At 70.9% G+C, this 24,049-nt stretch carries 26 protein-coding genes; 15 read left to right on the forward strand and 11 right to left on the reverse strand.

Annotation, left to right across the window (positions count from 1 at the left end):
- Window positions 1-54 precede the first annotated feature (54 nt).
- From ACWEN0_RS20610 to ACWEN0_RS20625, 4 genes are all read left to right on the forward strand, one after another.
- On the forward strand, window positions 55-1,035 hold the full coding sequence (locus ACWEN0_RS20610; RefSeq protein WP_354849658.1) for a heme o synthase: 981 nt from the start codon (window positions 55-57) through the stop codon (window positions 1,033-1,035).
- Window positions 1,036-1,086: 51 nt separating this feature from the next.
- On the forward strand, window positions 1,087-1,704 hold the full coding sequence (locus tag ACWEN0_RS20615; protein WP_451975552.1) for a hypothetical protein: 618 nt from the start codon (window positions 1,087-1,089) through the stop codon (window positions 1,702-1,704).
- Window positions 1,705-1,765: 61 nt separating this feature from the next.
- The gene (locus ACWEN0_RS20620) at window positions 1,766-3,997 is read left to right on the forward strand and encodes a HelD family protein (protein ID WP_451975554.1); all 2,232 of its coding nucleotides are present in this window, start codon (window positions 1,766-1,768) and stop codon (window positions 3,995-3,997) included.
- Window positions 3,998-4,007: 10 nt separating this feature from the next.
- Window positions 4,008-4,574: an FKBP-type peptidyl-prolyl cis-trans isomerase gene (locus tag ACWEN0_RS20625; protein WP_451975557.1), complete on the forward strand. Its 567-nt coding sequence runs from the start codon at window positions 4,008-4,010 to the stop codon at window positions 4,572-4,574.
- A gap of 57 nt (window positions 4,575-4,631) precedes the next feature.
- Here ACWEN0_RS20625 and ACWEN0_RS20630 read toward each other — a convergent pair whose 3' ends face one another.
- Window positions 4,632-5,600 carry a quinone oxidoreductase family protein gene (locus tag ACWEN0_RS20630; RefSeq protein WP_451975560.1) on the reverse strand — a complete coding sequence of 323 codons (969 nt, stop codon included), beginning with the start codon at window positions 5,598-5,600 and terminating at the stop codon, window positions 4,632-4,634.
- A 92-nt stretch (window positions 5,601-5,692) separates the two neighbouring features.
- Here ACWEN0_RS20630 and ACWEN0_RS20635 point away from each other — a divergent pair, with 92 nt between their 5' ends.
- On the forward strand, window positions 5,693-5,992 hold the full coding sequence (locus ACWEN0_RS20635; RefSeq protein WP_451975563.1) for a hypothetical protein: 300 nt from the start codon (window positions 5,693-5,695) through the stop codon (window positions 5,990-5,992).
- Window positions 5,989-6,849 carry an ATP-grasp domain-containing protein gene (locus ACWEN0_RS20640; protein ID WP_451975566.1) on the forward strand — a complete coding sequence of 287 codons (861 nt, stop codon included), beginning with the start codon at window positions 5,989-5,991 and terminating at the stop codon, window positions 6,847-6,849. Before ACWEN0_RS20635 ends, ACWEN0_RS20640 begins: the two co-directional genes overlap by 4 nt.
- Here ACWEN0_RS20640 and ACWEN0_RS20645 read toward each other — a convergent pair whose 3' ends face one another.
- On the reverse strand, window positions 6,850-7,023 hold the full coding sequence (locus ACWEN0_RS20645) for a hypothetical protein (RefSeq protein WP_451975570.1): 174 nt from the start codon (window positions 7,021-7,023) through the stop codon (window positions 6,850-6,852). It abuts the gene before it with no gap.
- Between the two features lie 185 nt (window positions 7,024-7,208).
- On the opposite strand from ACWEN0_RS20645, the gene ACWEN0_RS20650 reads away from it, so the two are divergent.
- Window positions 7,209-8,345, forward strand: a complete 1,137-nt coding sequence (locus ACWEN0_RS20650; RefSeq protein WP_451975573.1) for a hypothetical protein — start codon at window positions 7,209-7,211, stop codon at window positions 8,343-8,345.
- A 35-nt stretch (window positions 8,346-8,380) separates the two neighbouring features.
- Here the strand turns inward: ACWEN0_RS20650 and ACWEN0_RS20655 are convergent, their stop codons facing one another.
- From ACWEN0_RS20655 to mptB, 6 genes are all read right to left on the reverse strand, one after another.
- Window positions 8,381-8,557, reverse strand: a complete 177-nt coding sequence (locus tag ACWEN0_RS20655) for a hypothetical protein (protein ID WP_451975576.1) — start codon at window positions 8,555-8,557, stop codon at window positions 8,381-8,383.
- Window positions 8,558-8,685: 128 nt separating this feature from the next.
- Entirely contained in the window at window positions 8,686-9,609 is a 924-nt protein-coding gene (locus tag ACWEN0_RS20660) for an acyl-CoA desaturase (RefSeq protein ID WP_451975579.1), read from the reverse strand.
- A gap of 75 nt (window positions 9,610-9,684) precedes the next feature.
- On the reverse strand, window positions 9,685-10,644 hold the full coding sequence (locus ACWEN0_RS20665) for a COX15/CtaA family protein (RefSeq protein ID WP_451975582.1): 960 nt from the start codon (window positions 10,642-10,644) through the stop codon (window positions 9,685-9,687).
- 98 nt (window positions 10,645-10,742) lie between these two features.
- The gene (locus tag ACWEN0_RS20670; protein WP_451975585.1) at window positions 10,743-11,528 is read right to left on the reverse strand and encodes an ABC transporter permease; all 786 of its coding nucleotides are present in this window, start codon (window positions 11,526-11,528) and stop codon (window positions 10,743-10,745) included.
- On the reverse strand, window positions 11,525-12,451 hold the full coding sequence (locus ACWEN0_RS20675; RefSeq protein ID WP_451975588.1) for an ABC transporter ATP-binding protein: 927 nt from the start codon (window positions 12,449-12,451) through the stop codon (window positions 11,525-11,527). The genes ACWEN0_RS20670 and ACWEN0_RS20675 overlap by 4 nt, the downstream gene beginning before the upstream one ends.
- Before the next feature lie 6 nt (window positions 12,452-12,457).
- Window positions 12,458-14,110, reverse strand: coding sequence for a polyprenol phosphomannose-dependent alpha 1,6 mannosyltransferase MptB (gene mptB / locus ACWEN0_RS20680; protein WP_451976172.1), 1,653 nt, complete (start codon window positions 14,108-14,110; stop codon window positions 12,458-12,460).
- Between the two features lie 138 nt (window positions 14,111-14,248).
- Here mptB and ACWEN0_RS20685 point away from each other — a divergent pair, with 138 nt between their 5' ends.
- From ACWEN0_RS20685 to ACWEN0_RS20715, 7 genes are read left to right on the forward strand one after another with little or no spacing between them, the layout of a single operon-like run.
- A complete protein-coding gene (locus ACWEN0_RS20685) occupies window positions 14,249-15,028 on the forward strand; it encodes a helix-turn-helix transcriptional regulator (protein ID WP_451976175.1) in 780 nt (259 codons plus the stop codon).
- Window positions 15,025-16,473, forward strand: a complete 1,449-nt coding sequence (sufB, locus tag ACWEN0_RS20690) for a Fe-S cluster assembly protein SufB (RefSeq protein ID WP_451975590.1) — start codon at window positions 15,025-15,027, stop codon at window positions 16,471-16,473. Before ACWEN0_RS20685 ends, sufB begins: the two co-directional genes overlap by 4 nt.
- A 2-nt stretch (window positions 16,474-16,475) precedes the next feature.
- On the forward strand, window positions 16,476-17,648 hold the full coding sequence (gene sufD, locus ACWEN0_RS20695; protein WP_451975593.1) for a Fe-S cluster assembly protein SufD: 1,173 nt from the start codon (window positions 16,476-16,478) through the stop codon (window positions 17,646-17,648).
- Window positions 17,649-17,675: 27 nt separating this feature from the next.
- The gene (gene sufC, locus ACWEN0_RS20700) at window positions 17,676-18,446 is read left to right on the forward strand and encodes a Fe-S cluster assembly ATPase SufC (RefSeq protein WP_451975596.1); all 771 of its coding nucleotides are present in this window, start codon (window positions 17,676-17,678) and stop codon (window positions 18,444-18,446) included.
- A gap of 40 nt (window positions 18,447-18,486) precedes the next feature.
- Window positions 18,487-19,776 (forward strand): cysteine desulfurase, encoded by a 1,290-nt coding sequence (locus ACWEN0_RS20705; protein ID WP_451975599.1) that lies wholly within the window; start codon window positions 18,487-18,489, stop codon window positions 19,774-19,776.
- Complete coding sequence (gene sufU, locus ACWEN0_RS20710; RefSeq protein WP_451975602.1) at window positions 19,773-20,222, forward strand: Fe-S cluster assembly sulfur transfer protein SufU; 450 nt, start codon at window positions 19,773-19,775, stop codon at window positions 20,220-20,222. Before ACWEN0_RS20705 ends, sufU begins: the two co-directional genes overlap by 4 nt.
- A complete protein-coding gene (locus ACWEN0_RS20715; RefSeq protein ID WP_449666424.1) occupies window positions 20,219-20,614 on the forward strand; it encodes a metal-sulfur cluster assembly factor in 396 nt (131 codons plus the stop codon). Before sufU ends, ACWEN0_RS20715 begins: the two co-directional genes overlap by 4 nt.
- On the opposite strand, the gene ACWEN0_RS20720 is transcribed toward ACWEN0_RS20715, so the two are convergent.
- A complete protein-coding gene (locus ACWEN0_RS20720; RefSeq protein WP_451975605.1) occupies window positions 20,604-21,398 on the reverse strand; it encodes a DUF4184 family protein in 795 nt (264 codons plus the stop codon). The two genes, ACWEN0_RS20715 and ACWEN0_RS20720, sit on opposite strands and share 11 nt — an antisense overlap.
- 17 nt (window positions 21,399-21,415) lie before the next feature.
- On the opposite strand from ACWEN0_RS20720, the gene ACWEN0_RS20725 reads away from it, so the two are divergent.
- The gene (locus ACWEN0_RS20725) at window positions 21,416-21,748 is read left to right on the forward strand and encodes a YnfA family protein (RefSeq protein WP_451975607.1); all 333 of its coding nucleotides are present in this window, start codon (window positions 21,416-21,418) and stop codon (window positions 21,746-21,748) included.
- A 14-nt stretch (window positions 21,749-21,762) separates the two neighbouring features.
- On the opposite strand, the gene ACWEN0_RS20730 is transcribed toward ACWEN0_RS20725, so the two are convergent.
- Both ACWEN0_RS20730 and ACWEN0_RS20735 read right to left on the reverse strand, forming a co-directional pair.
- Complete coding sequence (locus ACWEN0_RS20730; RefSeq protein WP_451975610.1) at window positions 21,763-21,957, reverse strand: hypothetical protein; 195 nt, start codon at window positions 21,955-21,957, stop codon at window positions 21,763-21,765.
- Window positions 21,958-22,041: 84 nt separating this feature from the next.
- Entirely contained in the window at window positions 22,042-23,988 is a 1,947-nt protein-coding gene (locus tag ACWEN0_RS20735) for an ABC1 kinase family protein (protein ID WP_451975613.1), read from the reverse strand.
- Window positions 23,989-24,049: the final 61 nt, after the last annotated feature.

The raw sequence follows: 24,049 nt of genomic DNA on the forward strand, positions 1-24,049 counted from the left end.
GCTCCACCACGGCCTTCCGGCACGGACCCGCCCGAACCTGACGCAGGGAGTGAAATGTCGTTGGTGAACGCTGCGCACGGACGCAGTGAAGACACCAGCGCCGTGCACCCGACCGGTGAACGACCGCACGGTGACCGGCGAAGCATCCGCCGGGTCGTGGGCGCCTACGCCGCCCTCGCGAAGCCCCGGGTGATCGAGCTCCTCCTGGTGACCACCATCCCGGCGATGTTCCTCGCCGGCCGTCAGATCCCCTCGCCGTGGCTGGTCCTGGCCACGCTGGTCGGCGGGACGATGGCCGCGGGCAGCGCGAACGCGCTCAACTGCGTGATCGACGCGGACATCGACAAGGTGATGAACCGCACGAAGCGGCGTCCCCTGGTGAAGGACTCGGTGCCCCGCCGCGGCGCGCTGATCTTCGGCCTGGTCATGGGCGTCGCCTCGGCCGCCGTGCTGTACCTCACGGTGAACCTGCTTTCGGCGATCCTGGCCGTGGCCACGATCCTCTTCTACATCTTCGTCTACACGCTCGGCCTCAAGCGGCGCACGTCGCAGAACGTGGTCTGGGGCGGCGCGGCCGGCTGCATGCCGGTGGTCATCGGCTGGGCCGCGGTCACCGGCACCGTGCAGTGGCCGGCGTTCGTGATGTTCGGCGTCATCTTCTTCTGGACCCCGCCGCACACCTGGGCCCTGGGCATGAAGTACCGCGACGACTACGAGCGCGCGGGCGTCCCGATGCTCCCGGTGGTCGCCACGGCCCAGCACGTCGCGCGCCAGATCGTCATCTACTCGTGGGTGATGGTGGCCTGGACGCTGCTGCTGCTCCCGGTGACGTCGTGGCTGTACGGCACGTTCGCCATCCTGGCCGGCGGCTGGTTCCTCTTCTACGCGCACAGCCTGCAGGCAGCGGTGCGGCGCGGCGAGGAGACCAAGCCGATGGCGCTGTTCCACCGCTCGAACACGTACCTGATGATCGTGTTCGTGGCCCTGGCGGTGGACTCGGCGATCGGCCTGCCCACCCTCGGCCTGCCGTTCTGAGCCCGGCTGGTCACCCGAGCGGGTGGCCGAGGTGCTCCGGAACCTCTTGAGATGATCAGGAAAATCGCGCTCGGCGCGGTCGTGGTCGTCACCCTCGGCCTGCTGGTGCTCCTGGGCCGCGGCCGGGTCGAGCTGGACCAGAACCGGCTGCTCGGCACCGGCTGCGCCATCCCGTCCCGGATCACCGCGATCCCGTCCGCACCGGAGGCGGCCCCGGGCGGCGGCGGGCTGCGGGTCGCCGAGGCGGGCGCGGGCACGGTGCTGGAGAACACGAGCACCCAATTCGCCTACCGGATCCCGGTGACCGCCGGCTCGGCCCGCGTCGAGGTGCCGGTGCTGGGCCCGGGGGAGCGCACCGGAGTCGACGCCGCCGGCCCGGTGACCCTCGGCCGGGTGGTCTGGCTGACCCCGGAGAGCATGGGCGGCCTCACGCCGGTGACGGCGACCCCGGTGCCGGGCGGCGTCCGCTACACGTCGGCGAACTGCCGGGCCCTGACCAGCCGCGGCGGCGCGGTGCTCTACCGCACGGAAACCGGCCAGCTGACGGGCAGCGACCGGCTGCCCCCGGCGAGCGTGTCGTGCGCACCGGGGGAGCGGGAGCTGCCGGTCGCCCTCCGGCGTGGCTTGCGGGCCGAGGTCTACCCCTACTGCGCCCTCGGGCCGGAATGATCGCGGGGCCGGGGTCGTTAGACTTGACCGGCTCTTTTCCCTTGAGGTGAAAGCAGGATCCTTGTCTTCGGACGGCTTCTCCGCCGAGCTCGCCCGCGAGCAGGCGTACGTGACCACCCTCTACACGAAGCTCGACGCCGAGCGCCTCGACGCCCAGCGCCGTCTCGACGAGACCTTGCGGCAGACCGGCGGCACCCCGCAGGCCCGCACCGAGCGCGACGTCGCCACCACGCTCTACACCGACCGGCTCGCCCAGCTGGGCTCCGTCGAGCAGGGGCTCGCCTTCGGCCGGCTCGACTTCGTCCCCGAGAGCGCCGAGGAGACCACCTACATCGGGCGGCTCGGGCTGTTCGACGAGGACGACGACTACAAGCCGCTGCTCGTCGACTGGCGGGCGCCCGTCGCGCGGCCGTTCTACCTCGCCACCGCCGCGTCGCCCGAGGGCGTGCGACGGCGGCGGCACCTGCGGTCGCTGACCCGCAAGGTCACCGGCTTCGACGACGAGATCCTCGACCTCACCGCCGCCGACCAGGGCCAGGACCTCGGCCTGGCCGGCGAGGCCGCGCTGCTCGCCGCGCTGGAGCAGCGCCGCACCGGTGAGATGAGCGACATCGTCGCGACCATCCAGGCCGAGCAGGACCGCATCATCCGCGCTCCGCTCGGGGGCGTCATGGTCGTGCAGGGCGGGCCGGGCACCGGCAAGACCGCCGTCGCGCTGCACCGCGCCGCCTACCTGCTCTACACGCACCGCCAGCAGCTCACCACGCGCGGCGTGCTCGTCGTCGGGCCCAACAGCACCTTCCTGCGCTACATCGGCCAGGTCCTGCCCTCCCTCGGCGAGACCGGCGTGCTGCTCGCCACGATCGGGCAGCTCTACCCGGGCCTGGACGCCGACGGCGCCGAGTCGCGCGAAGCGACCGAGATCAAGGGGCGGCTGGTGATGGCCGAGGTGCTCGCCAACGCCGTCCGGGACCGCCAGCGCGTGCCCGAACCGGTCATGGAGATCGAGTACGAGCACGACGTGCTGCGCCTGGACCGCAAGACGTGCACGGACGCCCGCACCCGGGCCCGCCGCTCGCGGCGCCCGCACAACCCGGCGCGTCGGCTGTTCGTCTCCGACGTCCTCGACGCGCTGACCCGCCAGGCCGCCCGGAAGCTGGGGGAGGACCTCCTCGACGGGCAGGACGTCGCCGACATCCGCGCCGAGCTGGCCGCCGACGAGCACGTCGCCGCCGCCCTGAACGAGCTGTGGCCCGTGCTGACGCCCGAGAGCGTGCTCGACGACCTGTTCGCCGACCGCGAACGCCTCGCCAAGGCGGCCGGGAAGCTGCTGTCCGCCGAGGACCGGGCCCGGCTCGAGAGCGGGCGCGACGCGAAGTGGACGCCGGCGGACGTGCCCCTGCTCGACGAGCTGGCCGAGCTGATCGGCGTCGACGACACCGAAGCCCGCGTCGAGCGCAAACGCCGTGAGCGTGAGGACCGCGCGTACGCCGAGGGCGTGCTCGACATCCTCGAGCAGGACGAAGAGATCATCGACGAAGAGCTGCTGCGCGTCTCCGACGTCCTCGACGCCGAGCTGTTCGCCGAGCGCCAGGTCGCGCGCAGCGAGCTGACCGCGGCCCAGCGCGCGGCGCAGGACCGGACGTGGACGTTCGGGCACGTGATCGTCGACGAGGCCCAGGAGCTTTCGGCGATGGACTGGCGGCTGCTGATGCGCCGGTCGCCGAACCGGTCGATGACGCTGGTCGGCGACGTCGCCCAGACCGGGGCGGCCGGCGGTGCGCGGTCGTGGGGCGAAGTCCTCTCGCCGTACGTCGAAGACCGGTGGCGCCTGGAAGAGCTGACCGTGAACTACCGCACGCCCGCGGAGATCATGGCCGTCGCGGCGCGCGTTCTCGCCGAGGTCGATCCGGCCTTGTCGGCCCCGTCCTCGGTGCGGGAGACGGGCGTTCCGCCGTGGTCCGTGCGCGCCACCACGGCGGAGCTGCCCGGACTGGCCGCCGCCGAACTGTCCGCTGTGGACGGTGGGACGGTCGCGGTCCTGGTGCCCGCCGGCCGGCTCGACGAGGTGTCGGGGCTGCTGGCGTCGTTCGACGAACGGCTGAGCGTGCTGACCGTCGAGCGTGCGAAGGGCCTGGAGTTCGACTCGGTGGTGCTGGTCGCGCCGGACGAGATCGTGGCGGGCTCGCCGCGCGGGCTCAACGACCTGTACGTCGCCCTGACGCGGGCGACCCGGCGGCTCGGCGTGGTCCGGACCGGTGACGAGGTTCCGGCACTCTCCGTGCTTGACTAGTCTGCGCGGCATGCAGAAAATCGGGAAGATCGTGGTCGTCGCCGCGGCGGCGCTGTCGCTGGCCGCGTGCGGCCAGGACGCCAAGACCGAGACGGCCGCCCCGGCGGGGCCGCCGGTCCCGTCGTCGGCCGCCGCCCAGGCGACCCAGAGCAAGGGCCGCGAGTGCACGGCGGACGACATCAAGACCACGGGGAAGTTCGGCGAGAAGCCCGAAATCACCATTCCCGACAGCTGCGACCCGCCGAAGAAGCTGATCACCAAGGACCTGTCCGAGGGCACCGGCAACGGCGCGAAGGCCGGCCAGAAGCTGAAGATGAACTACCTGCTGGTGACGTGGTCGGACAAGAAGGTCCTGGACAACTCCTACGACCGCGGCGAGACGTTCGACCTGAACCTCGGCGCGGGCGAGGTCATCCCGGGCTGGGACCAGGGCCTGGCCGGCATCAAGCAGGGCGGCCGCCGGCTGCTGATCATCCCGCCGGACCTCGCCTACGGCCAGGGCGGCCGCGGCATCCAGCCGAACGAGACGCTGGTCTTCGTCACCGACGCCGTCTCGGTCCCGACCGACAAGGGCTGAGCCCCGGTCCGGAAGGCCGCTGTCGAGGGACGTCCTCGAAAGCGGCCTTCACGGCGTTCAGGGGATGAGCAGGAGCTTGCCGGTGGTGCGGCGGCCCTGCAGGTCCTCGTGGGCCTTGCGGGCGTCGGCGAGCGGGTACTTGCCACCGATCCGGACGGTCAGCCGGCCCGCCAGGATGGCGTCGAACAGCTCCTTCGAGCGCCAGTCGATCTCTTCGCGGGTGCGCGTGTAGTGCGCCGACGTCGGGCGCGTCAGGTACAGCGAGCCGCCCGAGTTGAGGCGCTGCGGGTCGATCGGCGGCACCGGGCCGCTGGACGCGCCGAACAGGGCGAGCAGGCCGCGGATCTTGAGGCTGGCGAGGCTGCCGTCGACGGTGTCCTTGCCGACGCCGTCGTAGACCACGTCGACGCCCTCGCCGCCGGTCAGCTCGCGGGTGATCTTGGCGAAGTCCTCGCGGTCGTAGCGGATGACCTCGTCGGCGCCGGCCTCGCGGGCGAGCTTCTCCTTCTCCTCGGTCGAGACTGTGCCGATCACTCGGGCGCCGCGCGCCTTCGCCAGCTGCACCAGCAGCAGCCCGACCCCGCCCGCGGCGGCGTGCACCAGGACGTCCTGGCCGGGCTTGACCTCGAACGTCGACGCGACGAGGTAGTGCGCGGTCATGCCCTGCAACATGATCGCGGCGGCCGTCTCGAGGGAGACACCTTCGGGCACCTTCACGGCCATCGACGCGGGGAGGATCTTGCGCGCCGCGTAGCTGCCGAGCGACCCCTGCCAGGCGACGCGGTCGCCGGGCGCGAAGCCCGAGCCGGGGCCGGCCTCCAGGACCGTGCCCGCGCCCTCGAGGCCGAGCACGACCGGCAGCTCCATCGGGTAGATGCCCTGGCGCTGGTAGGTGTCGATGTAGTTGACGCCGGCCGCGGCGACCTCGACCAGCAGCTCGCCGGCCTGCGGGGCCTGGACGTCCACTTCGGCCGGTTCGAGCACTTCCGGGCCGCCGGTCTTCGTCACCTGCACTGCGGTGGGCATGCGTCCTCCTCGGGTCGGGTTCTCCCCCGCACAACTATGGCCGACGCCACGCTGTTCCGCGTTCCGGCCGGTCTTCCGTTAACGTTCCGGACGTGTCTGATTCCGAAGAGACTGTTTCGCCGACCAGCGCCCAGCTGGGCGCGGCGCGCAAGTTCGTGAAGGCGCACGGCAAGCCGTCCCGCGCGGTGGTGGAGAACATCGGCCGGGCGGGCGCCCGCGTGGTGCTGGTCGGCGCCGACGGCGCGCTCGGCGACGTCGTGGTGCCCTCGGTCGCGACGGGCGAAGCCCTGGTCGAGCAGGTCGAGGACCTCGAAGCGGCGTCGTGGGACGCGGAGACGGTGAAGGCGACGAAGATCGGCGCGGAGCACCGCCGCAAGATGGCGGGCCGGTGACCCGCAGCGCGATCCTGGTCAGCTGCGCGGAGCTCCCTTCCGGCGACGGCGACGACGACGCCATCGTTCCCGCCCTGGAATCGCTGGGCTTTGCGGTGTCGTGGGCACCCTGGGACTCTTCGGCCGACTTCGCCGCGGCGGACGCGGTGATCCTGCGCGCGACCTGGGACTACGCGTCCCGCCGTGCGGAGTTCCTTTTGTGGTGCGAGTCGGTCCCGGCGCTGTTCAATTCGGCGGCGGTGGTCCGGTGGAACACGGACAAGTCGTACCTGACCGAGCTGCTCGACGCGGGTCTCGCGGTGGTCCCGACGTCGCTGGTCGCGCCGGGTGACACCGCCCGGTTCCCGGCCACCGACTTCGTGGTCAAGCCCTCGGTGGGCGCGGGCTCCCGAGGGGCGGCCCGCTTCGCCGCGGGTGCGGACGCGTCCAAGCACCTCGCCGCTCTGCACGCCGAAGGCCACACGGCGCTGGTCCAGCCGTACCAGTCCAGTGTGGACACTTCGGGCGAGCTGGCCTTGGTGTACCTGGGCGGAACTTTCTCGCACGCGTTCTCGAAGGGCGCGATGCTCGGGTCCACAATGGATTCATCGGGCCTGTACCTGTCGGAGAAGCTGGCCGCGGCCTCCCCGCCGGCGGACGCGGTGGCGCTGGCGGAGGACGTCCTGGACGCGTCGACGGCGCTGCTGGGGATCCTGCGCGCCGAACTGCTGTACGCCCGGGTGGACCTGGTCCGCGGCGCGGACGGCAAGCCGTTGCTGCTGGAGCTGGAGCTGACAGAGCCCTCACTGGGCTTCCGCCAGACAGACCCAGGAGCGGCGACGAGGTTCGCCTCGGCGGTGCGGCAGCAGCTGGCGTAGTCAACGCACGGCCCGCTCTGTGACGGCCAGCGCGAGGGCGACCGCCGCGCCGATCAGGGTCACGGTGATCGAGCCGGTGAGCATGTAGAGCCCGCCGACGCCGGTCATGGCGACTTTGACCAGTTCCGGGAGACCGCGGCCCGGGATCGGTTTCCTTGTCCTGCCCTTGGTCACTGTGCTACCCCTTTAGCGGTGTACTAGTACAGCCTTGGGCAATGGTGACCGGTGGCAGGACCGACCGGGAATGATCTTTTGTTTTCGGATCGGATTTCTTGTTGCCGAAGTCTTGTCGCCGCGGATTTCGCCGTTGTCCGAAGTTGTCGTGAATTGTCGATCTTCGTCGGGTAGCGGAGGGCGTCATGACCGTGGGGATGGGCAGCGAACCGGCGGAGGAAGCGGCGTCGCCCGAGGAAGTCGAAGCCGCGCTGCGCTGGCTGGCGAGGCGCAAAGACGGCGAGCCGCTTCACTTTCTCCGCGACGCGATGGAAAAACCGGCGAGCGAGCCGGCGGCCGTTCTCCGCTCGCTGGTGGCGTCGTCGATCGCCGAGACGGCCGAGATGCGCGCGTTCGCCGTGTGGGGCCTGATCGTCGACGAGATCGGCGCCGCCGGGAACTCCCGCCGCCACAACACCCTGATGGCGGCGTTCCGGGTACCGCCGGCCCCGGAGGGGACCGGCTGGAAGGCGACGCTGGGCGACCGCTTCCGCCAGTTGATGCGGGTGCCGGGCGTCTTCGGCGACCCGCCACCCACGACCACGACGCCGATGCACCAAGCCTGGCGGCAGGCACTCCCGGCGCTGGCCGTCCGGCTGGCCGAGAAGCTGGTTGTGCTGGACGATGCGGGCTGGTGGTCCTACGTCGACATCGGGCGCGCGGCAGTGGAGGCGACGAACTCCGAGCGCGTCGGATGGCGGGCGCGGGCGGCGTCGAGAGGGGCGCAGCCGGTGTTCATCAACCGCATGCTCGTCACCGCGGTGATGCACCGCCGGACGATACGGCGCCGCATCACCGAACGAGACATCGTCGCCTGCGAGCACGGAGTCGACGGCTACGACGTCCACGCGGCGACCGGCTGGACGCATGACCCGGATGACTTGCCCGTGACGGCTTTGTGGGCTTGCCGGGTGGTCACGTCACCCGGCAAACGCCCACGGTTGCGGTTCCGCCGGACCCTGGGAAAGGGCGAGCTTTATACCTTCGAGTCGGAAGCGCTCGACGGGCAACTCGGGGAAGAACGCAAGTGGGTCAACGTCGACATCGACCACCACGGCATCGCGCCCGGCGGGTTGACCATCCGGGTCAACTTCGACTCGCGGCATCTTCCCGAGGCGTGCTGGTGGTATTCGGAGCAACTCGAATTCGAGCGGACGCACCAGCCGCCGGACGGGGACCCGCATCTGCTGGCCGTCGGGGACGGTTTCGTCCGGCACACGTTTCTCGAAGGCTGCCATCCGCGGGAAAGCTATGGCATCGCGTTTCGGTGGAAACCCTCGTGACCGACGCGAAAGTGGCCGGTGACGAGGGATCCGCCCTATTCGTCGACCTTGTTGCCCGTGTTGCCGCCGCCACCGCCGTAGGGAGCCGCGACGGTCGTGGTGGTGGTCGACGGTTCCCGGCCGGTCGAGGTCAGGGAGACGATTCCGGCAACGGCGAGGATCGCGGTGATCGCCGCCGCGAGCAGCAGAACCTTGGTGCCGACTTGTTTCACTGTGAGTCTCCTTCGAGTCACTCTGGAATTCGGCTCACAGTAAAGGCACGTCTGCGGACACGATTGAGGGGCTTCACTTCTCTTTCGTGTCGAGGCCGGAGCAATAGAATCTTGCCGGCCTTCACAAGCTAAGCGTGCGCGCGCTTCGCGGCCAGCCGGTCGGCCCGCGGCCACCGCACGTCCGTTGCCCAGCCCAGTTGCTCGAACGTCCGGATCACCCGCGCCGAGACGTCCACCTGCCCCCGCAGTACTCCGTGCCGGGCGCACGTCGGGTCCGCGTGGTGGGAGTTGTGCCACGACTCGCCCATCGACAGCACCGCCAGGGGCCAGAAGTTCGCCGCCTTGTCTCGGGAGGCGAAGGGCCTCTCGCCGATCAAGTGGCAGATCGAGTTCACCGACCACGACACGTGGTGCAGGAACGCGATGCGGACCAGGCCGGCCCAGAAGAACGCCGTCACGACGCCCCACCACGACCACGACAGCAGGCCGCCCAGAGCCGCCGGCAGGGCCAGGCTCAGGGTGATCCACAGCCAGAAGAAACGGTTCACCACGCGCAGGTCGCCGTCCGCGACGAGGTCCGGGGCGAAGCGGTCCGCGTTCGTCACCTCGCGGGAGAACATCCAGCCCATGTGCGCGTGCCAGAAGCCGCGCAGCAGGGCCGCCGGGGAGGTGCCGTACAGCCACGGCGAGTGCGGGTCGCCCTCGCGGTCGGCGAACGCGTGGTGGCGGCGGTGGCTGGCCACCCAGAAGATCACCGAGCCCTGCACCGCCATGCTGCCCGCGATCGCCAGCGCCACCCGCAGGGGACGCGACGCCTTGAACGCGCCGTGGGTGAAGTAGCGGTGGTAGCCGACCGTCACCCCGAGCGTCGCGAGGACGTAGAACACCGCCGCCAGCACCAGGTCGACCCACGTCATGCCCCAGCCCCACACCAGCGGGACCGCGATGAGGAGCGCCGCGAACGGCACCAGCAGGAACGTCTTCAGCACGACCATCTCGCCGGTACCGCGGCGGTGGGAGATGAGCGGCTTGGGCGCGGAGCGCGTCGTCATGACCCGAAGGTAGGCGCGCTGAGCGACCGAAACGCCGACAGTGAGTTACGGCCGTGTGGCCGTGCGGCGACGTCCTCAGGCCGCGGCGAGCTCCTTCGGCGCGGGCGTCAGCGAAGTGGCCGGGCCGCGGTCGCGGCTGCCGGTCCACAGCGTCGCCGTCGCGATGATCACGGCCATCGCGCCGAGCACGTGGAACGACACCATCGCCTCGGGCACGCCCAGCGCGTACTGCAGCGAACCGAGCCCGCCCTGCGCGACCGCGACGACCCAGACCGCGACGTAGCGCTGCCACAGGCTCTTCGGCGCGCCGACGCGCATCAGCTGCAGGCCGAACACCGCGAGCAGCAGCAGGTAGAGCACGAGCAGTCCGCCGTGGACCTGGGCGAGCGTCTCCACCGGGACGGCGAGGCGGTGGGTGTTGATGTCGCCGCTGTGCGGGCCGGCGCCGGTGACCGTCGTGCCCGCCGCGAGCACCAGCCACATGACGACGGTCAGCGCGACCAGGACCGAGCGGCCGGGCACCAGCGGCCGCGCGCGCTCGTCGCCTTCGCGGAACGCGCGCAGCAGCAGGACGGCGAGCCAGACGAGGGGAGTGGTGGCGAGGAAGTGGATCGCGACGGTCCACCACTCGAGCTTGGCGAGCACGGTCATCCCGCCGACGACGGCCTGCAGCACGACGCCGCCGGGCATCGTCCAGGCCAGCTTGACCAGCCGGGTGCGGCTCGGGTGGTCGATCTGCACGCGCCACGCCGTGATGACGGCGATCGCGGCGACGGCGATGACGACGCCGGTGAGCATCCGGTTGGAGAACTCGATCCACTGGTTGACCGCGTCGATCCCGGAGTCGTGCTTGGGCACCAGGCTGCCGGAGACGCACTGCGGCCAGGTCGGGCAGCCGAGGCCGGACCCGGTGACGCGCACGACGGACCCGGTGACGCCGATCAGCGCCTGCGCGACGACGGCGGCGATCCCGACGGCCCGTTGCACGGCGGCGGACGGGAACGGCAGACGGGCGACAAGGCTGGTGAACGGCACGCCATCGATGGTAGAGCGCGCGGAAATCGGGCTTTCGGCAGGTCCCGGCGCCCAGAGCGACGCCGCGGGCGCAAGGGACCTAGGTCACGCGCCGGGCCTCAGGTGAGCTTCGTCGTGCGGGAAGCCAGGGCGCCCGCGAGAACCGCCCAGACGGCCAGGACCGCGAGCGGCCCGGGCGCGAAGGAACCGTCCACCAGGGCCGTCCGCATCCCCTCGGCCAGCGCGCCGGAAGGCAGCAGCTCCACCACCACCGCGAGCCCGGAGGGCAGCGAAGACGGCGCCAGGAGGATCCCGCCCGCCAGCAGCAGCACGAACCACACGATGTTCGCCAGCGCCAGCACCGCCTCGGCCCGCAGCGCGCCACCCAGCAGCACGCCCAAAGCGCCGAAAGCCAAGGTTCCCAGCACCAGCAGCAGAATCGCCGACGCGAGCCCCGACAGGGACGGCGACCAGCCGAGGAACGCCGCCACGACCCCGATGATCACCGACTGCAGGGCGACCACGACCAGCGCGGCGATGAGGCGCCCGGCCACCAGCAGCCACCGGGGCAGCGCCGTCGCCGAGAGGCGCTTCAGCACGCCGTAGCGCCGGTCGAAGCCGAGCGCGATCGCCTGGCCGGTGAACGCCGACGACATCACCGCCAGCGCCAGGATGCGCGGGGTGATCCAGTCCACTTTGGACGTCGAGCCCAGCGACGACGCGGGCAGGATGTCCAGCAGCGACAGGCCGATCAGCAGCGCCAGCGGGATGAGCAGGGTCAGCAGCACCTGCTCGCCGTGGCGCAGGGTGAGGCCGGCCTCGACGCGCGCGTGCGTCCGCAGCATCCGGCCGAGCGACCCGCGGCCGGGCGCGGGGGTGAACACACCGGGCTCGAAAACGGTCATGCCCGCAGCTCCCGTCCGGTCAGCTCCAGGAAGACCTCTTCGAGCGTCCGCTTGCCGACCTGCAGTTCCTCCGGCAGCACGCCCTGCTGCGCGCACCACGCCGTGACCGTCGACACGACCTGCGGGTCGACCAGGCCCATCACCACGTACGTCCCCGGCGCCGACTCGCGCACCGCGTAGCCCTCCGGCAGCGCCGCGGTCAGCAACGCCGTGTCGAGCCGCGTGCGGGCTTTGAAGCGCAGCCCCGCCGTGCCACTGTCGTCCACGGTCAGGGACTGGGGCGCACCCGAGACGACGACCTTGCCGTGATCCACGATCACCACCGTGTCGGCCAGCGCCTCGGCCTCTTCCATCAGGTGCGTGGTCAGCAGCACCGAGACGCCGTCGCGGCGCAACGCGGACAGCAGGTCCCACACCAGTCGCCGGGCCTGCGGATCCATGCCGGCCGTCGGTTCGTCGAGGAACACCAGCTCGGGGCGGCCGATCAGGGCGCAGGCCAGGGACAGCCGTTGCTGCTGCCCGCCGGAGAGGCGCTTGAACGGCGTCCGGCGCACCGGCGACAACCCGAGGACGTCCAGCAGCCAGGCCTGGTCCAGCGGGGCCGCCGCGCAGGAGGCCACCAGCCCGAGCATTTCGTCGGCGCGGACGCCGGGGTAGGCGCCGCCGCCCTGGGGCATGATCCCGACGCGGGGGCGCAGCGCGGCCGACTCCCGCACCGGGTCCAGGCCGAGCACGCGCACGGTGCCCGCGTCAGGCTTGAGAAAGCCTTCGCAGACCTCGACGGTGGTGGTCTTGCCGGCCCCGTTCGGGCCGAGCAGGGCGAGCAGGCTGCCGCGCTCCATCCGCAGGTCGAGACCGTCGACCGCGCGGGTGGAGCCGTAGCTTTTGACCAGCCCGGTGATCTCGACGGCGGGGGCACTCACATCGGGTCACGATACGGGCTCGGCCCGCGCGGGCAGCCGCGGGGACGGCCTGGACAGCAACACCGGAGCCAGCCGCCGCACGACCAGCACCCCGCCGCCGCAGACGACGATCGCCGCGACGTAGGCGAACGGCAGCACGTACGGGCGGCCGTCGAAGGTGCTTCCGGTGGGCGGGAGCAGGAACGGCAGGGCGGCCGACAGCACCGCCGCGGCCACCCGGAAGCGCGACGTCCCGGCCGCGGCGGCGAGCGGGATCACCGCCCACAGCACGTACCAGGGCTGCAGGTTGATCTGCAGGATCATCACCGCGCCGAGGGAGACGCCGAGGCCGATGATCGGCCGGTAGCGCCACTTGAAGCTGTCCCAGAGGAACTTCGCGGTGATGGCGACCGCGATCAGGTAGCCCAGCGCGCCGAGGATCGGCACCAGTCCGTTGGTGTGATTGCCCAGGCCCAGCGCGATGCCGAGGACGCCGGAGAGGTTGGCCAGCTCGGCGGTCGGGGAGATCCAGGAGCGGACGAGGCCGGGGGTGTTGAACGTCGCCCCGACCCAGCCGAAGCCGAGACCGGTGCCGAAGCACACCGCCACCAGCACCACGCCGAACCACGCCGCCATCGGCGCGCCCGCGTAGAAGAGGTCCTTGAGCCGGCCGTGCCAGCGTCGCGCCACCATCACGGCGAAGAACGGCAGCGCGAACACCGCGGGGAGCTTCACCGCGACGCCCAGGGTGATGATCGCGACACCCAGGCCGATGTACAGCAGTTCGCCGCGCGCCAGGGGCGGGGGAGTGTCGCCCTTCACGCGGATCGGCAGCTTCCGGATGCCGACCTCCAGCCCGGCGAGCATGAGGCCGATGGCGAGCGCGTCGTTGTGGGCGCCGGCGACGAAGTGGAAGATCAGCAACGGGTTCAGCGCGCCGAGCCACAGGGCCGTCGCGGGCTGGACGCCGAAGCGCCGGGCCAGCCGCGGCAGCGCCCAGACGATCAGCACGACGCCGACCAGGGCCAGCACGCGCTGCAGCAGCACGCCCATCGCGATGCTGTTGCCCGAGATCGGCGCGAGCCAGCCGCCGAGGCGCAGCACCAGCGGCCCGTACGGCGCCGGCGTCTCGCGCCACATGTTCGACACGCCCGCGGTGAACGGGTCGGCGACGCCGAGCGCCTGCGCCGGGCCCAGCACGTACGGGTCCATGCCGCGGTGCACGATCTCGCTCTGCGCGAGGTAGCTGTAGACGTCGCGGGAGAACAGCGGCGGGATGACCAGCAGCGGCAGCACCCACAGCGCGATCGTGCGCGCCAGCTGGCCCTGCGACGCGAGCCGCGTGCGGCTCGGCTGGGCGAACCGGCCCAGCATCAGCCAGCTCAGCACCAGGATCCCCATCCCGGAGATCGCGATGGCGAGCGACACCGTCGGGATGCGGGTGAACAGCCGCAGCACCGGGATCTCCTGCACCGGGTTGATCACCGGGGCGGCGCCGGCGCCGAGCGAGCCGAGCGCGAGGAAGAGGGACCCGACCGTGCCGAAGCGGCGGACGACGTTCAGCCCCCGCAGCTCGTCGGCCTCGAGGGGGAGCGGTTCGCGGGGGTGGACGGGCGAAAGCGTGACAACCCGCGCACTCTCGGTCGCGACGGCCGCCGCCTGCTGGTCCTGTTCACCCACTGCCACGGGAGCAGGGTATCGGTCCGCCCCGGAGTGAGTCGGGTCACTGCCGGACACCCCGCCTTTGCGGGTCATCCGGAAATAAGACACACTTGTGTTGTGAAAAAGACGGAGGCGGGTGACCAGGCGGGCGGCGACATGCCCCGCGCCCCGCACCCGCACGTCCCGTCGCAGGTCAGCGCCGAGGGCAAGACCCGGCAGGAAGTCGCCCGGCTGCTGCTGGAACAGGGTCCCATGACCGCGGTCGTGGTCGCCGAGCAGCTCGGGATCAGCCCGACGGCCGTCCGCCGGCACCTGGACGCGCTCCTCGCGGACGGCGAGGCCGAGACGAGGGACGCGCCGCGCCGCGGACCCCGGGGCCGGGGCCGTCCGGCGAAGCTCTTCCTGCTCACCGAGCCCGGTCGCGCCCGCTTCGGGCACGCCTACGACGACTTGGCCGTCTCCGCCATCCGCTTCCTCGCCGAGCACGCCGGCGAAGACGCCGTGCGCGCCTTCGCCGAGCAGCGCGTCGAGAAGCTCGTCGGCCCGCACCGCCCCGCGATCACCGGATCGAGTGATCCCGCGGCGCGCGCCGAGGCCCTCGCGACCGCGCTGAGCAGGGAAGGCTACGCTGCGTCGACCCGTCAGGTCGGTGCTCCGGCGCCCGGTCAGACCGTCGGGGCGCAGCTTTGTCAGCACCACTGTCCGGTCGCCCACGTGGCCGCGGAGTTCCCGCAGCTGTGCGAGGCCGAGACGGAGGCGTTCGCGAGGCTGCTGGGCACCCACGTCCAGCGCTTGGCGACGATCGCACGCGGGGACTCCGCGTGCACCACCCACGTTCCCGTCACGACGGGGAACAACCCGGCCCATCCCGAGCCGGGAAGCACGGTGCCCTCTGGGCGCACAGCACGGATCCCGAATGGAGGGAAACCCGCATGACTGCCGCTGCCGAGCAGCGCACTCCCACCACCGCGCCACTGAGCCAGGAAGAGACCATCGAGTCCCTTGGCAAGTACGCGTTCGGCTGGGCGGACTCCGACGAGGCGGGCGCCAGCGCCCGTCGCGGGCTGAACGAGGACGTCGTCACCGACATCTCCTCGAAGAAGTCCGAGCCGGAGTGGATGCGCGAAGCGCGACTGAAGGCGCTCAAGCTCTTCGAGAAGAAGCCCATGCCCAACTGGGGGGCCGACCTCTCCGGGATCGACTTCGACAACATCAAGTACTTCGTGCGGTCCACGGAGAAGCAGGCCACCTCCTGGGAGGACCTGCCCGAGGACATCAAGAACACCTACGACAAGCTCGGCATCCCCGAGGCGGAGAAGCAGCGCCTCGTCGCCGGTGTCGCCGCGCAGTACGAGTCCGAGGTCGTCTACCACCAGATCCGCGAGGACCTGGAGGAGCAGGGCGTCCTGTTCCTGGACACCGACTCCGCGCTCAAGGAGCACCCGGAGCTGTTTCAGGAGTACTTCGGCTCGGTCATCCCGGCCGGCGACAACAAGTTCTCCGCGCTGAACACGGCGGTGTGGTCCGGCGGCTCGTTCATCTACGTGCCGAAGGGCGTGCACGTCGAGATCCCGCTGCAGGCCTACTTCCGGATCAACACCGAGAACATGGGCCAGTTCGAGCGCACCCTGATCATCGTCGACGAAGACGCCTACGTGCACTACGTCGAGGGCTGCACGGCGCCGATCTACCAGTCCGACTCGCTGCACTCGGCGGTCGTGGAGATCATCGTCAAGAAGGGCGCCCGCTGCCGCTACACGACCATCCAGAACTGGTCGAACAACGTCTACAACCTGGTCACCAAGCGCGCCAAGTGCGAAGAGGGCGCGACCATGGAATGGATCGACGGCAACATCGGTTCCAAGGTGACGATGAAGTACCCGTCGGTGTTCCTCATGGGCGAGCACGCCAAGGGCGAGGTCCTGTCGGTCGCGTTCGCGGGCGAGGGCCAGCACCAGGACGCGGGCGCCAAGATGGAGCACCTCGCGCCGCACACGTCCTCGACCATCGTGTCGAAGTCGGTGGCGCGCGGCGGCGGCCGCACCTCCTACCGCGGCCTGGTCCGCGTGGCGAAGCGCGCGCACCACTCGCGCTCCAGCGTGGTCTGCGACGCGCTGCTGGTGGACACGATCTCGCGTTCGGACACGTACCCGTACGTGGACATCCGCAACGACGAGGTGTCCATGGGCCACGAGGCGACTGTGTCCAAGGTCAGCGAGGACCAGCTGTTCTACCTGATGTCGCGCGGGCTCGACGAGGCCGAGGCGATGGCGATGATCGTGCGCGGCTTCGTGGAGCCGATCGCCCGTGAGCTGCCGATGGAGTACGCGCTCGAGCTGAACCGCCTGATCGAGCTCCAGATGGAAGGGTCCGTCGGCTAGTCATGTCGGTTACCGAGAACAACGTTTCCGAAGCTCTTCGCGAGGGGGCCGTCATTCCGGCGGCCTCCCGCGCGGAGCGCTTCACCTCCTACGACGTCGAGGCCTTCGAGGTCCCCGGCGGTCGTGAGGAGAACTGGCGCTTCACGCCGATGAAGCGCCTTCGCGGCCTGCACGACGGCAGCGCCGTCGCCACCGGCGAGATCACCCTCGAGACCGAGGCCGCCCCCGAGCTGAAGATCGAGTCGGTCGGCCGGGACGACGAGCGGCTGGGCGCCGCGGGCGTCCCGAGCGACCGGATCGCCGCGCAGGCGTACTCGTCGTTCCAGAAGGCCACCGTCGTGACGGTGCCGAAGGAGACGAAGGCGTCGAAGCCGTCCGTGCTGCGGATCCACGGCCCGGGCGAGGGCCAGGTCGCCTACGGGCACCTGCAGGTCCGCGCCGAGGCGTTCGCCGAGGCCGTGATCGTGCTCGACCACGTCGGCTCCGGCACGTACGCCGACAACGTCGAGTTCGTCATCGGCGACGGCGCCAAGGTCACCGTGGTCAGCGTCCAGGACTGGGCCGACGACGCGGTGCACGTCTCCGAGCAGCACCTGAAGCTGGGCCGCGACGCCGCGCTGCGGCACACGGTCATCACCCTCGGCGGCGACCTCGTGCGCGTCTCGCCGACGGCGACCTTCGCGGACAAGGGCGGCGACGTCGAGATGCTCGGCGTCTACTTCGCCGACCAGGGCCAGCACCAGGAGCACCGCCTCTTCGTCGACCACGCGGTCCCGAACTGCAAGTCGCGCGTGATGTACAAGGGCGCGCTGCAGGGCGACGACGCGCACGCGGTCTGGATCGGCGACGTCCTGATCCGCGCCGCGGCCGAGGCCACCGACACCTACGAGCTCAACCGCAACCTGGTGCTGACGCCCGGGGCGCGCGCGGACTCGGTGCCGAACCTCGAGATCGAGACCGGCGAGATCGAAGGCGCCGGCCACGCGAGCGCGACGGGAAGGTTCGACGACGAGCAGTTGTTCTACCTGCAGTCGCGCGGGATCGCCGAGGAAGCCGCGCGCCGCTTGGTCGTGCGCGGGTTCTTCCACGAGATCCTGGTGAAGATCGACGTCCCCGAGGTGCGCGAGCGCCTCGAAGCCGCGATCGAGGCCGAACTCGAAGCCGTTGGCGCCTGACCGCTCTCTGACTTAGGAAACGAAGAAATGGCTACCCTGGAAATCAAGGACCTGCACGCCTCGGTCACCACCGACGAAGGCGCCAAGGAGATCCTCAAGGGCGTCAACCTGACCATCAAGTCGGGCGAGACGCACGCGATCATGGGCCCCAACGGCTCCGGCAAGTCCACCCTGTCCTACGCGATCGCCGGTCACCCCAAGTACGAGGTCACCTCGGGCGAGGTCCTGCTCGACGGCGAGAACGTGCTCGAGATGAGCGTCGACGAGCGCGCCCGCGCCGGCCTCTTCCTGGCCATGCAGTACCCGGTCGAGGTGCCCGGCGTGTCCATGTCCAACTTCCTCCGCACCGCGGCCACCGCGGTCCGTGGCGAGGCCCCCAAGCTGCGCCACTGGGTCAAGGAGGTCAAGGAGGAGATGGGCAAGCTCGAGATCTCGCAGGAGTTCGCCGAGCGCTCGGTCAACGAAGGCTTCTCCGGCGGCGAGAAGAAGCGCCACGAGATCCTGCAGCTGGCGCTGCTCAAGCCGAAGTTCGCCATCCTCGACGAGACCGACTCCGGCCTGGACGTCGACGCGCTGCGCGTCGTCTCCGAGGGCGTCAACGCGTACAAGGACAGCAGCGAGGTCGGCGTCATGCTGATCACGCACTACACGCGGATCCTGCGGCACATCACGCCGGACTTCGTGCACGTCTTCGCCGGCGGCAAGATCGTCGAGTCGGGCGGCAAGGAGCTGGCGGACGAGCTGGAGGAGAACGGCTACGTCAAGTACGTGGGCAAGCCCGAGCCCGCCGCGCTCTGACTTTCGCCAGTACACACCGAGAATGAGAGGAGTCGGCCCGATGACCACCACCTCGGCCAGCTCTTTGCCACTGGACGTGGCGGCCCTGAGGGCCGACTTCCCCATCCTGTCGCGCACCGTTCGTGACGGGAAACCCTTGGTGTACCTGGACTCCGGGGCGACGTCCCAACGCCCGGAAGCGGTGCTCGACGCCGAGCGGCACTACGTCGTCACGTCGAACGCCGCCGTCCACCGCGGCGCGCACCAGCTGTCCGAAGAGGCCACCGACGCCTACGAGTCCGCCCGGGCGAAGATCGCCGAGTTCGTCGGCGCCGACCCCGAGGAGCTGGTGTTCACCAAGAACGCCACCGAGGGCATCAACCTGGTCGCCTACTCGTTCGGCAACGCCGCCACCGCGGGCCCCGAAGCCGCGCGCTTCGTCGTGGGCCCGGGTGACGAGATCGTCGTCACCGAGATGGAGCACCACGCGAACCTCGTGCCGTGGCAGCAACTGTGCCAGCGCACCGGGGCGACGCTGAAGTGGTTCAAGGTCACCGGAGACGGCCGGCTCGATCTGTCCGATGTGGACGAACTGATCACGCCGCGCACCAAGGTGGTCGCGTTCGCGCACCAGTCCAACGTGCTCGGCACGGTCAACCCGGTTTCGCTGCTGGTCGAAAAGGCCAAGGCCGTCGGCGCGTTCACCGTGCTCGACGCCTGCCAGTCGGTGCCGCACTTCCCGGTCGACTTCCACGCGCTGGGTGTGGACTTCGCCGCGTTCTCGGGGCACAAGATGCTCGGCCCGTCCGGCATCGGTGTCCTGTACGGACGCACCGAGCTGCTCGAAGCGATGCCGCCGTTCCTCACCGGCGGGTCGATGATCGAGATGGTCCGCATGGAGGGCTCGACCTTCGCGCCGCCGCCGCAGCGGTTCGAGGCGGGCGTCCCGATGACGTCGCAGGCCATCGGCCTCGGCGCGGCCGTGGACTACCTCTCGGCGATCGGCATGGACCGGATCGCGGCGCACGAGCACCAGCTCGCCGCGGCGGCCCTCGAAGGCATCGGCGCGATCCCGGGCGTCCGGATCGTCGGGCCGACGGACCTGAAGGACCGCGGCGCGACCGTGTCGTTCGTGATCGACGGCGTGCACCCGCACGACGCCGGCCAGGTGCTCGACAGCCTCGGCATCGCCGTCCGCGTCGGTCACCACTGCGCGTGGCCGCTGCACCGCGCGTGCAACGCGCAGGCGACCGTGCGCGCGTCGTTCTACCTGTACAACGACCTGTCCGAAGTGGACGCGCTCGTGGCCGGGGTGCGCGAGGCGCAGAAGTTCTTCGGGGTGGCCCAGTGAACCTCGAAAGCATGTACCAGGAGATCATCCTGGACCACTACAAGCACCCGCACGGACGCGGCCTGCGCGACCCGTTCGACGCCGAGTCGTTCCAGGTCAACCCGACCTGCGGCGACGAGGTGACGCTGCGGGTCAAGATCGACGACGGGAAGGTCGCCGACGTCTCCTACGACGGCCAGGGCTGCTCGATCAGCCAGGCGTCGACGTCGGTCTTGACGGATCTCGTCGTGGGCCACACGCTTGAGGAGGCGTTCACCACCATGGACGCCTTCGTGGAACTGATGCAGGGCAAGGGAAAGATCGAGCCGGACGAGGACGTGCTGGAAGACGGGGTGGCCTTCGCGGGTGTCGCGAAGTACCCGGCCCGCGTCAAGTGCGCCCTCCTCGGCTGGATGGCTTTCAAGGACGCCGTCGCCCGGACCACCAGTGGAGATGGGAAAGCATGACCGAAGAGACCGCCACTCGCGAGGGGCGCACCGCCGCCGACCTCGACGCCGAGACGACTGCCAAGCAGGACCTCGACCTCGCGAAGATCGAGGACGTCGAGGAGGCGATGCGCGACGTCGTCGACCCGGAGCTCGGCATCAACGTGGTCGACCTCGGCCTGGTCTACGACATCCGCGTCGAGCCGGACAACACGGCGACCCTGGACATGACCCTGACATCGGCGGCCTGCCCGCTGACGGACGTGATCGAGGACCAGACTTCGGCCGCGCTCACCAGCGGCGGTCTCGTCAAGGACTTCCGCATCAACTGGGTCTGGATGCCGCCGTGGGGCCCGGAGAAGATCACCGAGGACGGCCGCGAGCAGCTGCGCGCCCTCGGCTTCACCGTCTGACGTTCTTCGCAGGAAGGCCGCTCTTCGGAGCGGCCTTCTTTGCGTATAACGACCTATACCGCGCGTGCCAGATCAGCGCGTAGAGCCCGAGGGCCGCGGCGAACCCGCTGCCGGCGCCGGTGACCAGGAGATACGTCGCGTTGCCGACCACACCCGCGTCGGTCATCGGGTCGTGGTGGGCCAGGAACGGCAGCACTTCGGCGGCCACGCCGGTCAGCGCGCCGAGCCCCAGGAAGATGAGCACCGGCTTGCGGTGCCGGGTGCCTGGTGGCGCCGGCGTGCGGGGTGTCCTGCGGTACCGGTTTCGCAGCCACCAGGCCAGGATCGCGGCGCCGGCGATCGTGCTGACCAGCTGGATCAGCCGTCCGACGTCGACGCCGGTGACCAGCGGGATCCGCAGGAACGCGAACCCGCCGCTCTCGTGGGTGAAGGCGTCCCATCCGACGTGCGTGGCGGCGCCGATGACCAGCGAGAGCGCGATCCAGCCCGGCTTCCGCCAGCTGAAGCCGTTGTGGGGGAGCCGTTCGGCCAGGGGCTGGGGTGCCAGAGCGAGCAGCGGCCGCCTGAGCAGGACGTGGAACACCGCGAGCAGGACCAGGGCGATGAGCGGGTCGAGCCAGAGGACCGAGGCGAACTCGTGGGTCTTGGTGAGGCCGATGCCGGGCAGTCGCGGCACGAACCAGAAGACGTCCGGCGCGACCGATCCGGCGACGAGCGCGGAGGGCACGAGCGGACGTCTCGCCAGCGGCAGCACGGCGGCCGGATGACTCAGCGTGAACGGCACCTGGTTAGTATCCCGAGGTGGTCCTGCGCTCGATCCTCCTGTTCCTCGCTGCGGCGGTCTGCGAGATCGGCGGCGCGTGGCTGATCTGGCAGGGCATCCGCGAAAACCGGGGCTGGCTCTGGATCGGCGGCGGTCTCCTGGCGTTGGGCGCCTACGGTTTCGTGGCGACATTGCAGCCGGACGCCCACTTCGGCCGCATCCTCGCCGCATACGGCGGCGTGTTCGTGGCGGGCTCACTGGCCTGGGGAATGGTGGCGGACGGTTACCGCCCGGACCGCTACGACGTCCTCGGCGCGCTGCTGTGCCTGGCGGGTGTCGCGGTGATCATGTACGCACCCCGGACTGGGTAGCGTCCCCGAGGGGCTCACAGCGCTCGGCGCACAGCGCGGGAGACCGAGTTGTTGAACTGACGCATGTTCCGGGATGCGGCCGCCTTGTTCGGAGACACCAGCATCGCGACCGCCAGGACACCCCACCCGATGAGCGCGAAGGACAGTACGACGCAGGCGATCGACAGCTTGATCATCCAGCGCACACTCATCATCAGCAGGCCGATCACTCCGGCACCTCCTTCGGGAAAGCCACTCACCGCGGCGGCTGACGACGGAGTCGTCGTGCCCGAAGATCTTGTTACGCACCCCGGTCAGCGGGCTGACCGCGGCCGCCGTCCGGAGCGGCGGAAGACGACGAAGAGCAGGCGCAGTCCCACCAGCGCGCTGATCACCAGCAGGTTGTAGCCGAACACCTGGTGCAGCGTCAGGTCCGCGGCCACGCGCGGGCCGCCCGCGCCGGTCAGCAAGAACACCGCCATCAGGCCCGTCGCCGCGCCGACGAACGCCAGCAGGACCTCGTGCACCAGGTCCGTGACCACCGACCGGTCACGCTCGTCGGAGAACAGGCGGACGTTCACCGACAGGCGGCCCTCCTCGAGCGCCGCGCCGATGCGGTCGATGCGGCGGGGGAGGCGGCGCAGGACCGGGAGCAGCGCCATGACCTCGTTGACCGCCGTGTGGCGCAGCGAGTCCGGTCGCAGGCGGGCGCCGACCTGTTCGACGGCGAACGCGCGGGATTCGGCCATGATGTCGAAGCCGGGGTCGAGGGCCGCAAGCGTGCCTTCGACCGTCGCCAGGGCCCGGAACACCGCGGCCACCGGTGGCGGCACGCTCAGCCGGAAGTCGGCGACCACCCGGAACAGGCCGGTGAACAGGTCGAGCCCGGGGCTGCGGCCGGGGCCGAAGTGCCGGGCGACCAACGCGCCGAGTGCGCGTTCGAGACGCTGCTCGTCGATGTCGCCGGTGCGGTCGACGATCTCCAGGAGCCCGTCGCGCAGGCCCGCCGGGTCGCCGCGGTCCAGGGCCAGCACCAGGTTCTGCAGCCCGCCGCGGAGCCCGGCGTCGAGCCGGCCGACCGAGCCGAAGTCGAGCAGGCCGAGGCGGCCGTCGGCCAGGAACATCAGGTTGCCCGGGTGCGGGTCGGCGTGGAAGACGCCGCCGATCATCACCTGCTCGAGCAGGCACCGCAGCAGTGACCGCGCCAGCCGGCTGCGCTCGGCGGCCGGTGCCGTCTCCAGGGGCTTACCGTCGAACCGCGACATCACCAGGACGCGCTCCGTGGACAGTGCTTTGTGGACTGCCGGGAGCGCGACGTCCGGGCACGAAGTCGCGGCCACCGCGGCGATGTTGCGGGCCTCGACGGTGAAGTCGAGCTCCTCGGCCAGTGCCTGGGCGAACCCGCCGGCGAGCTCGGTGACGCCGAGCGAGTGCGCCCAGACCGCGCGGTCCTCCAGCGCCGCGGCGACGCGCCGGACGATGTCGATGTCGCGTTCGGCCTGCTCCCGCACCCCGGGGCGCTGGACCTTGACCACGACGTCCTCGCCGGTGCGCAGCTTCGCCCGGTGGACCTGCGCGACCGACGCCGCGGCCAGGGGCTCGGGGTCGAACTCGGCGAAGACGTCGTCGGGCGAGCTGCCGAGCTCTTCGGTCAGCAGTGCCCACACGGCCTCGGCTCGCGCGGGTGCCACCTGGTCCTGGAGCTTGCCGAGCTCGTCGACGAACACCGGCGGCAGCAGGTCCGCGCGGGTCGAGAGCAGCTGGCCGAGTTTCACGAACGTCACGCCGCCTTCCTCGAGCGCGCGGCGCAGCGACCGGGCGAGTTTGGCGTGGCGCCCCGGGGCGAGGCCGGGTTCGCGGCGGCCGGCGAGGTAGCGGCCGAGGCCGTGCTTGACCGCGATCCGGCTGATCTGCGAGTACCGGCGGGCGCGCGCCAGGCGCGCTCGCACCGACCGGAGCCTGCCGAGCAGGCCGAACCCGCACGGCAGCGCCATCTCGGCGACGAACACGAAGCTGAGCGTCGCGAGGAAAGCGCTGCCCGCCAACGGAATCAGCAGGCCGAGAGCCGCGCCGCCGTGGTGCAGCAGCGAAACCGGGAACGCCTGCCCGATGGCGCCCGCGACGAGCCAGCCGAACGCCGCGCCGCACACCGCGCGGACGGTGCCGATCCGGACCCCGAGCACGCGCCGCGACGCGACCACGAGCGGCCACAGCAGCAGCGCGTACAGCGGGAGGGTCAGCAGGCCCAGCAGGATGTCCATGCCGCGGAGCAGACCACGGCCACTCGGCCGGACGGCTCACGCGGCGGCGGGACCGGCCTCC

The sequence above is a fragment of the Amycolatopsis sp. NPDC004378 genome (genome assembly GCF_053602455.1).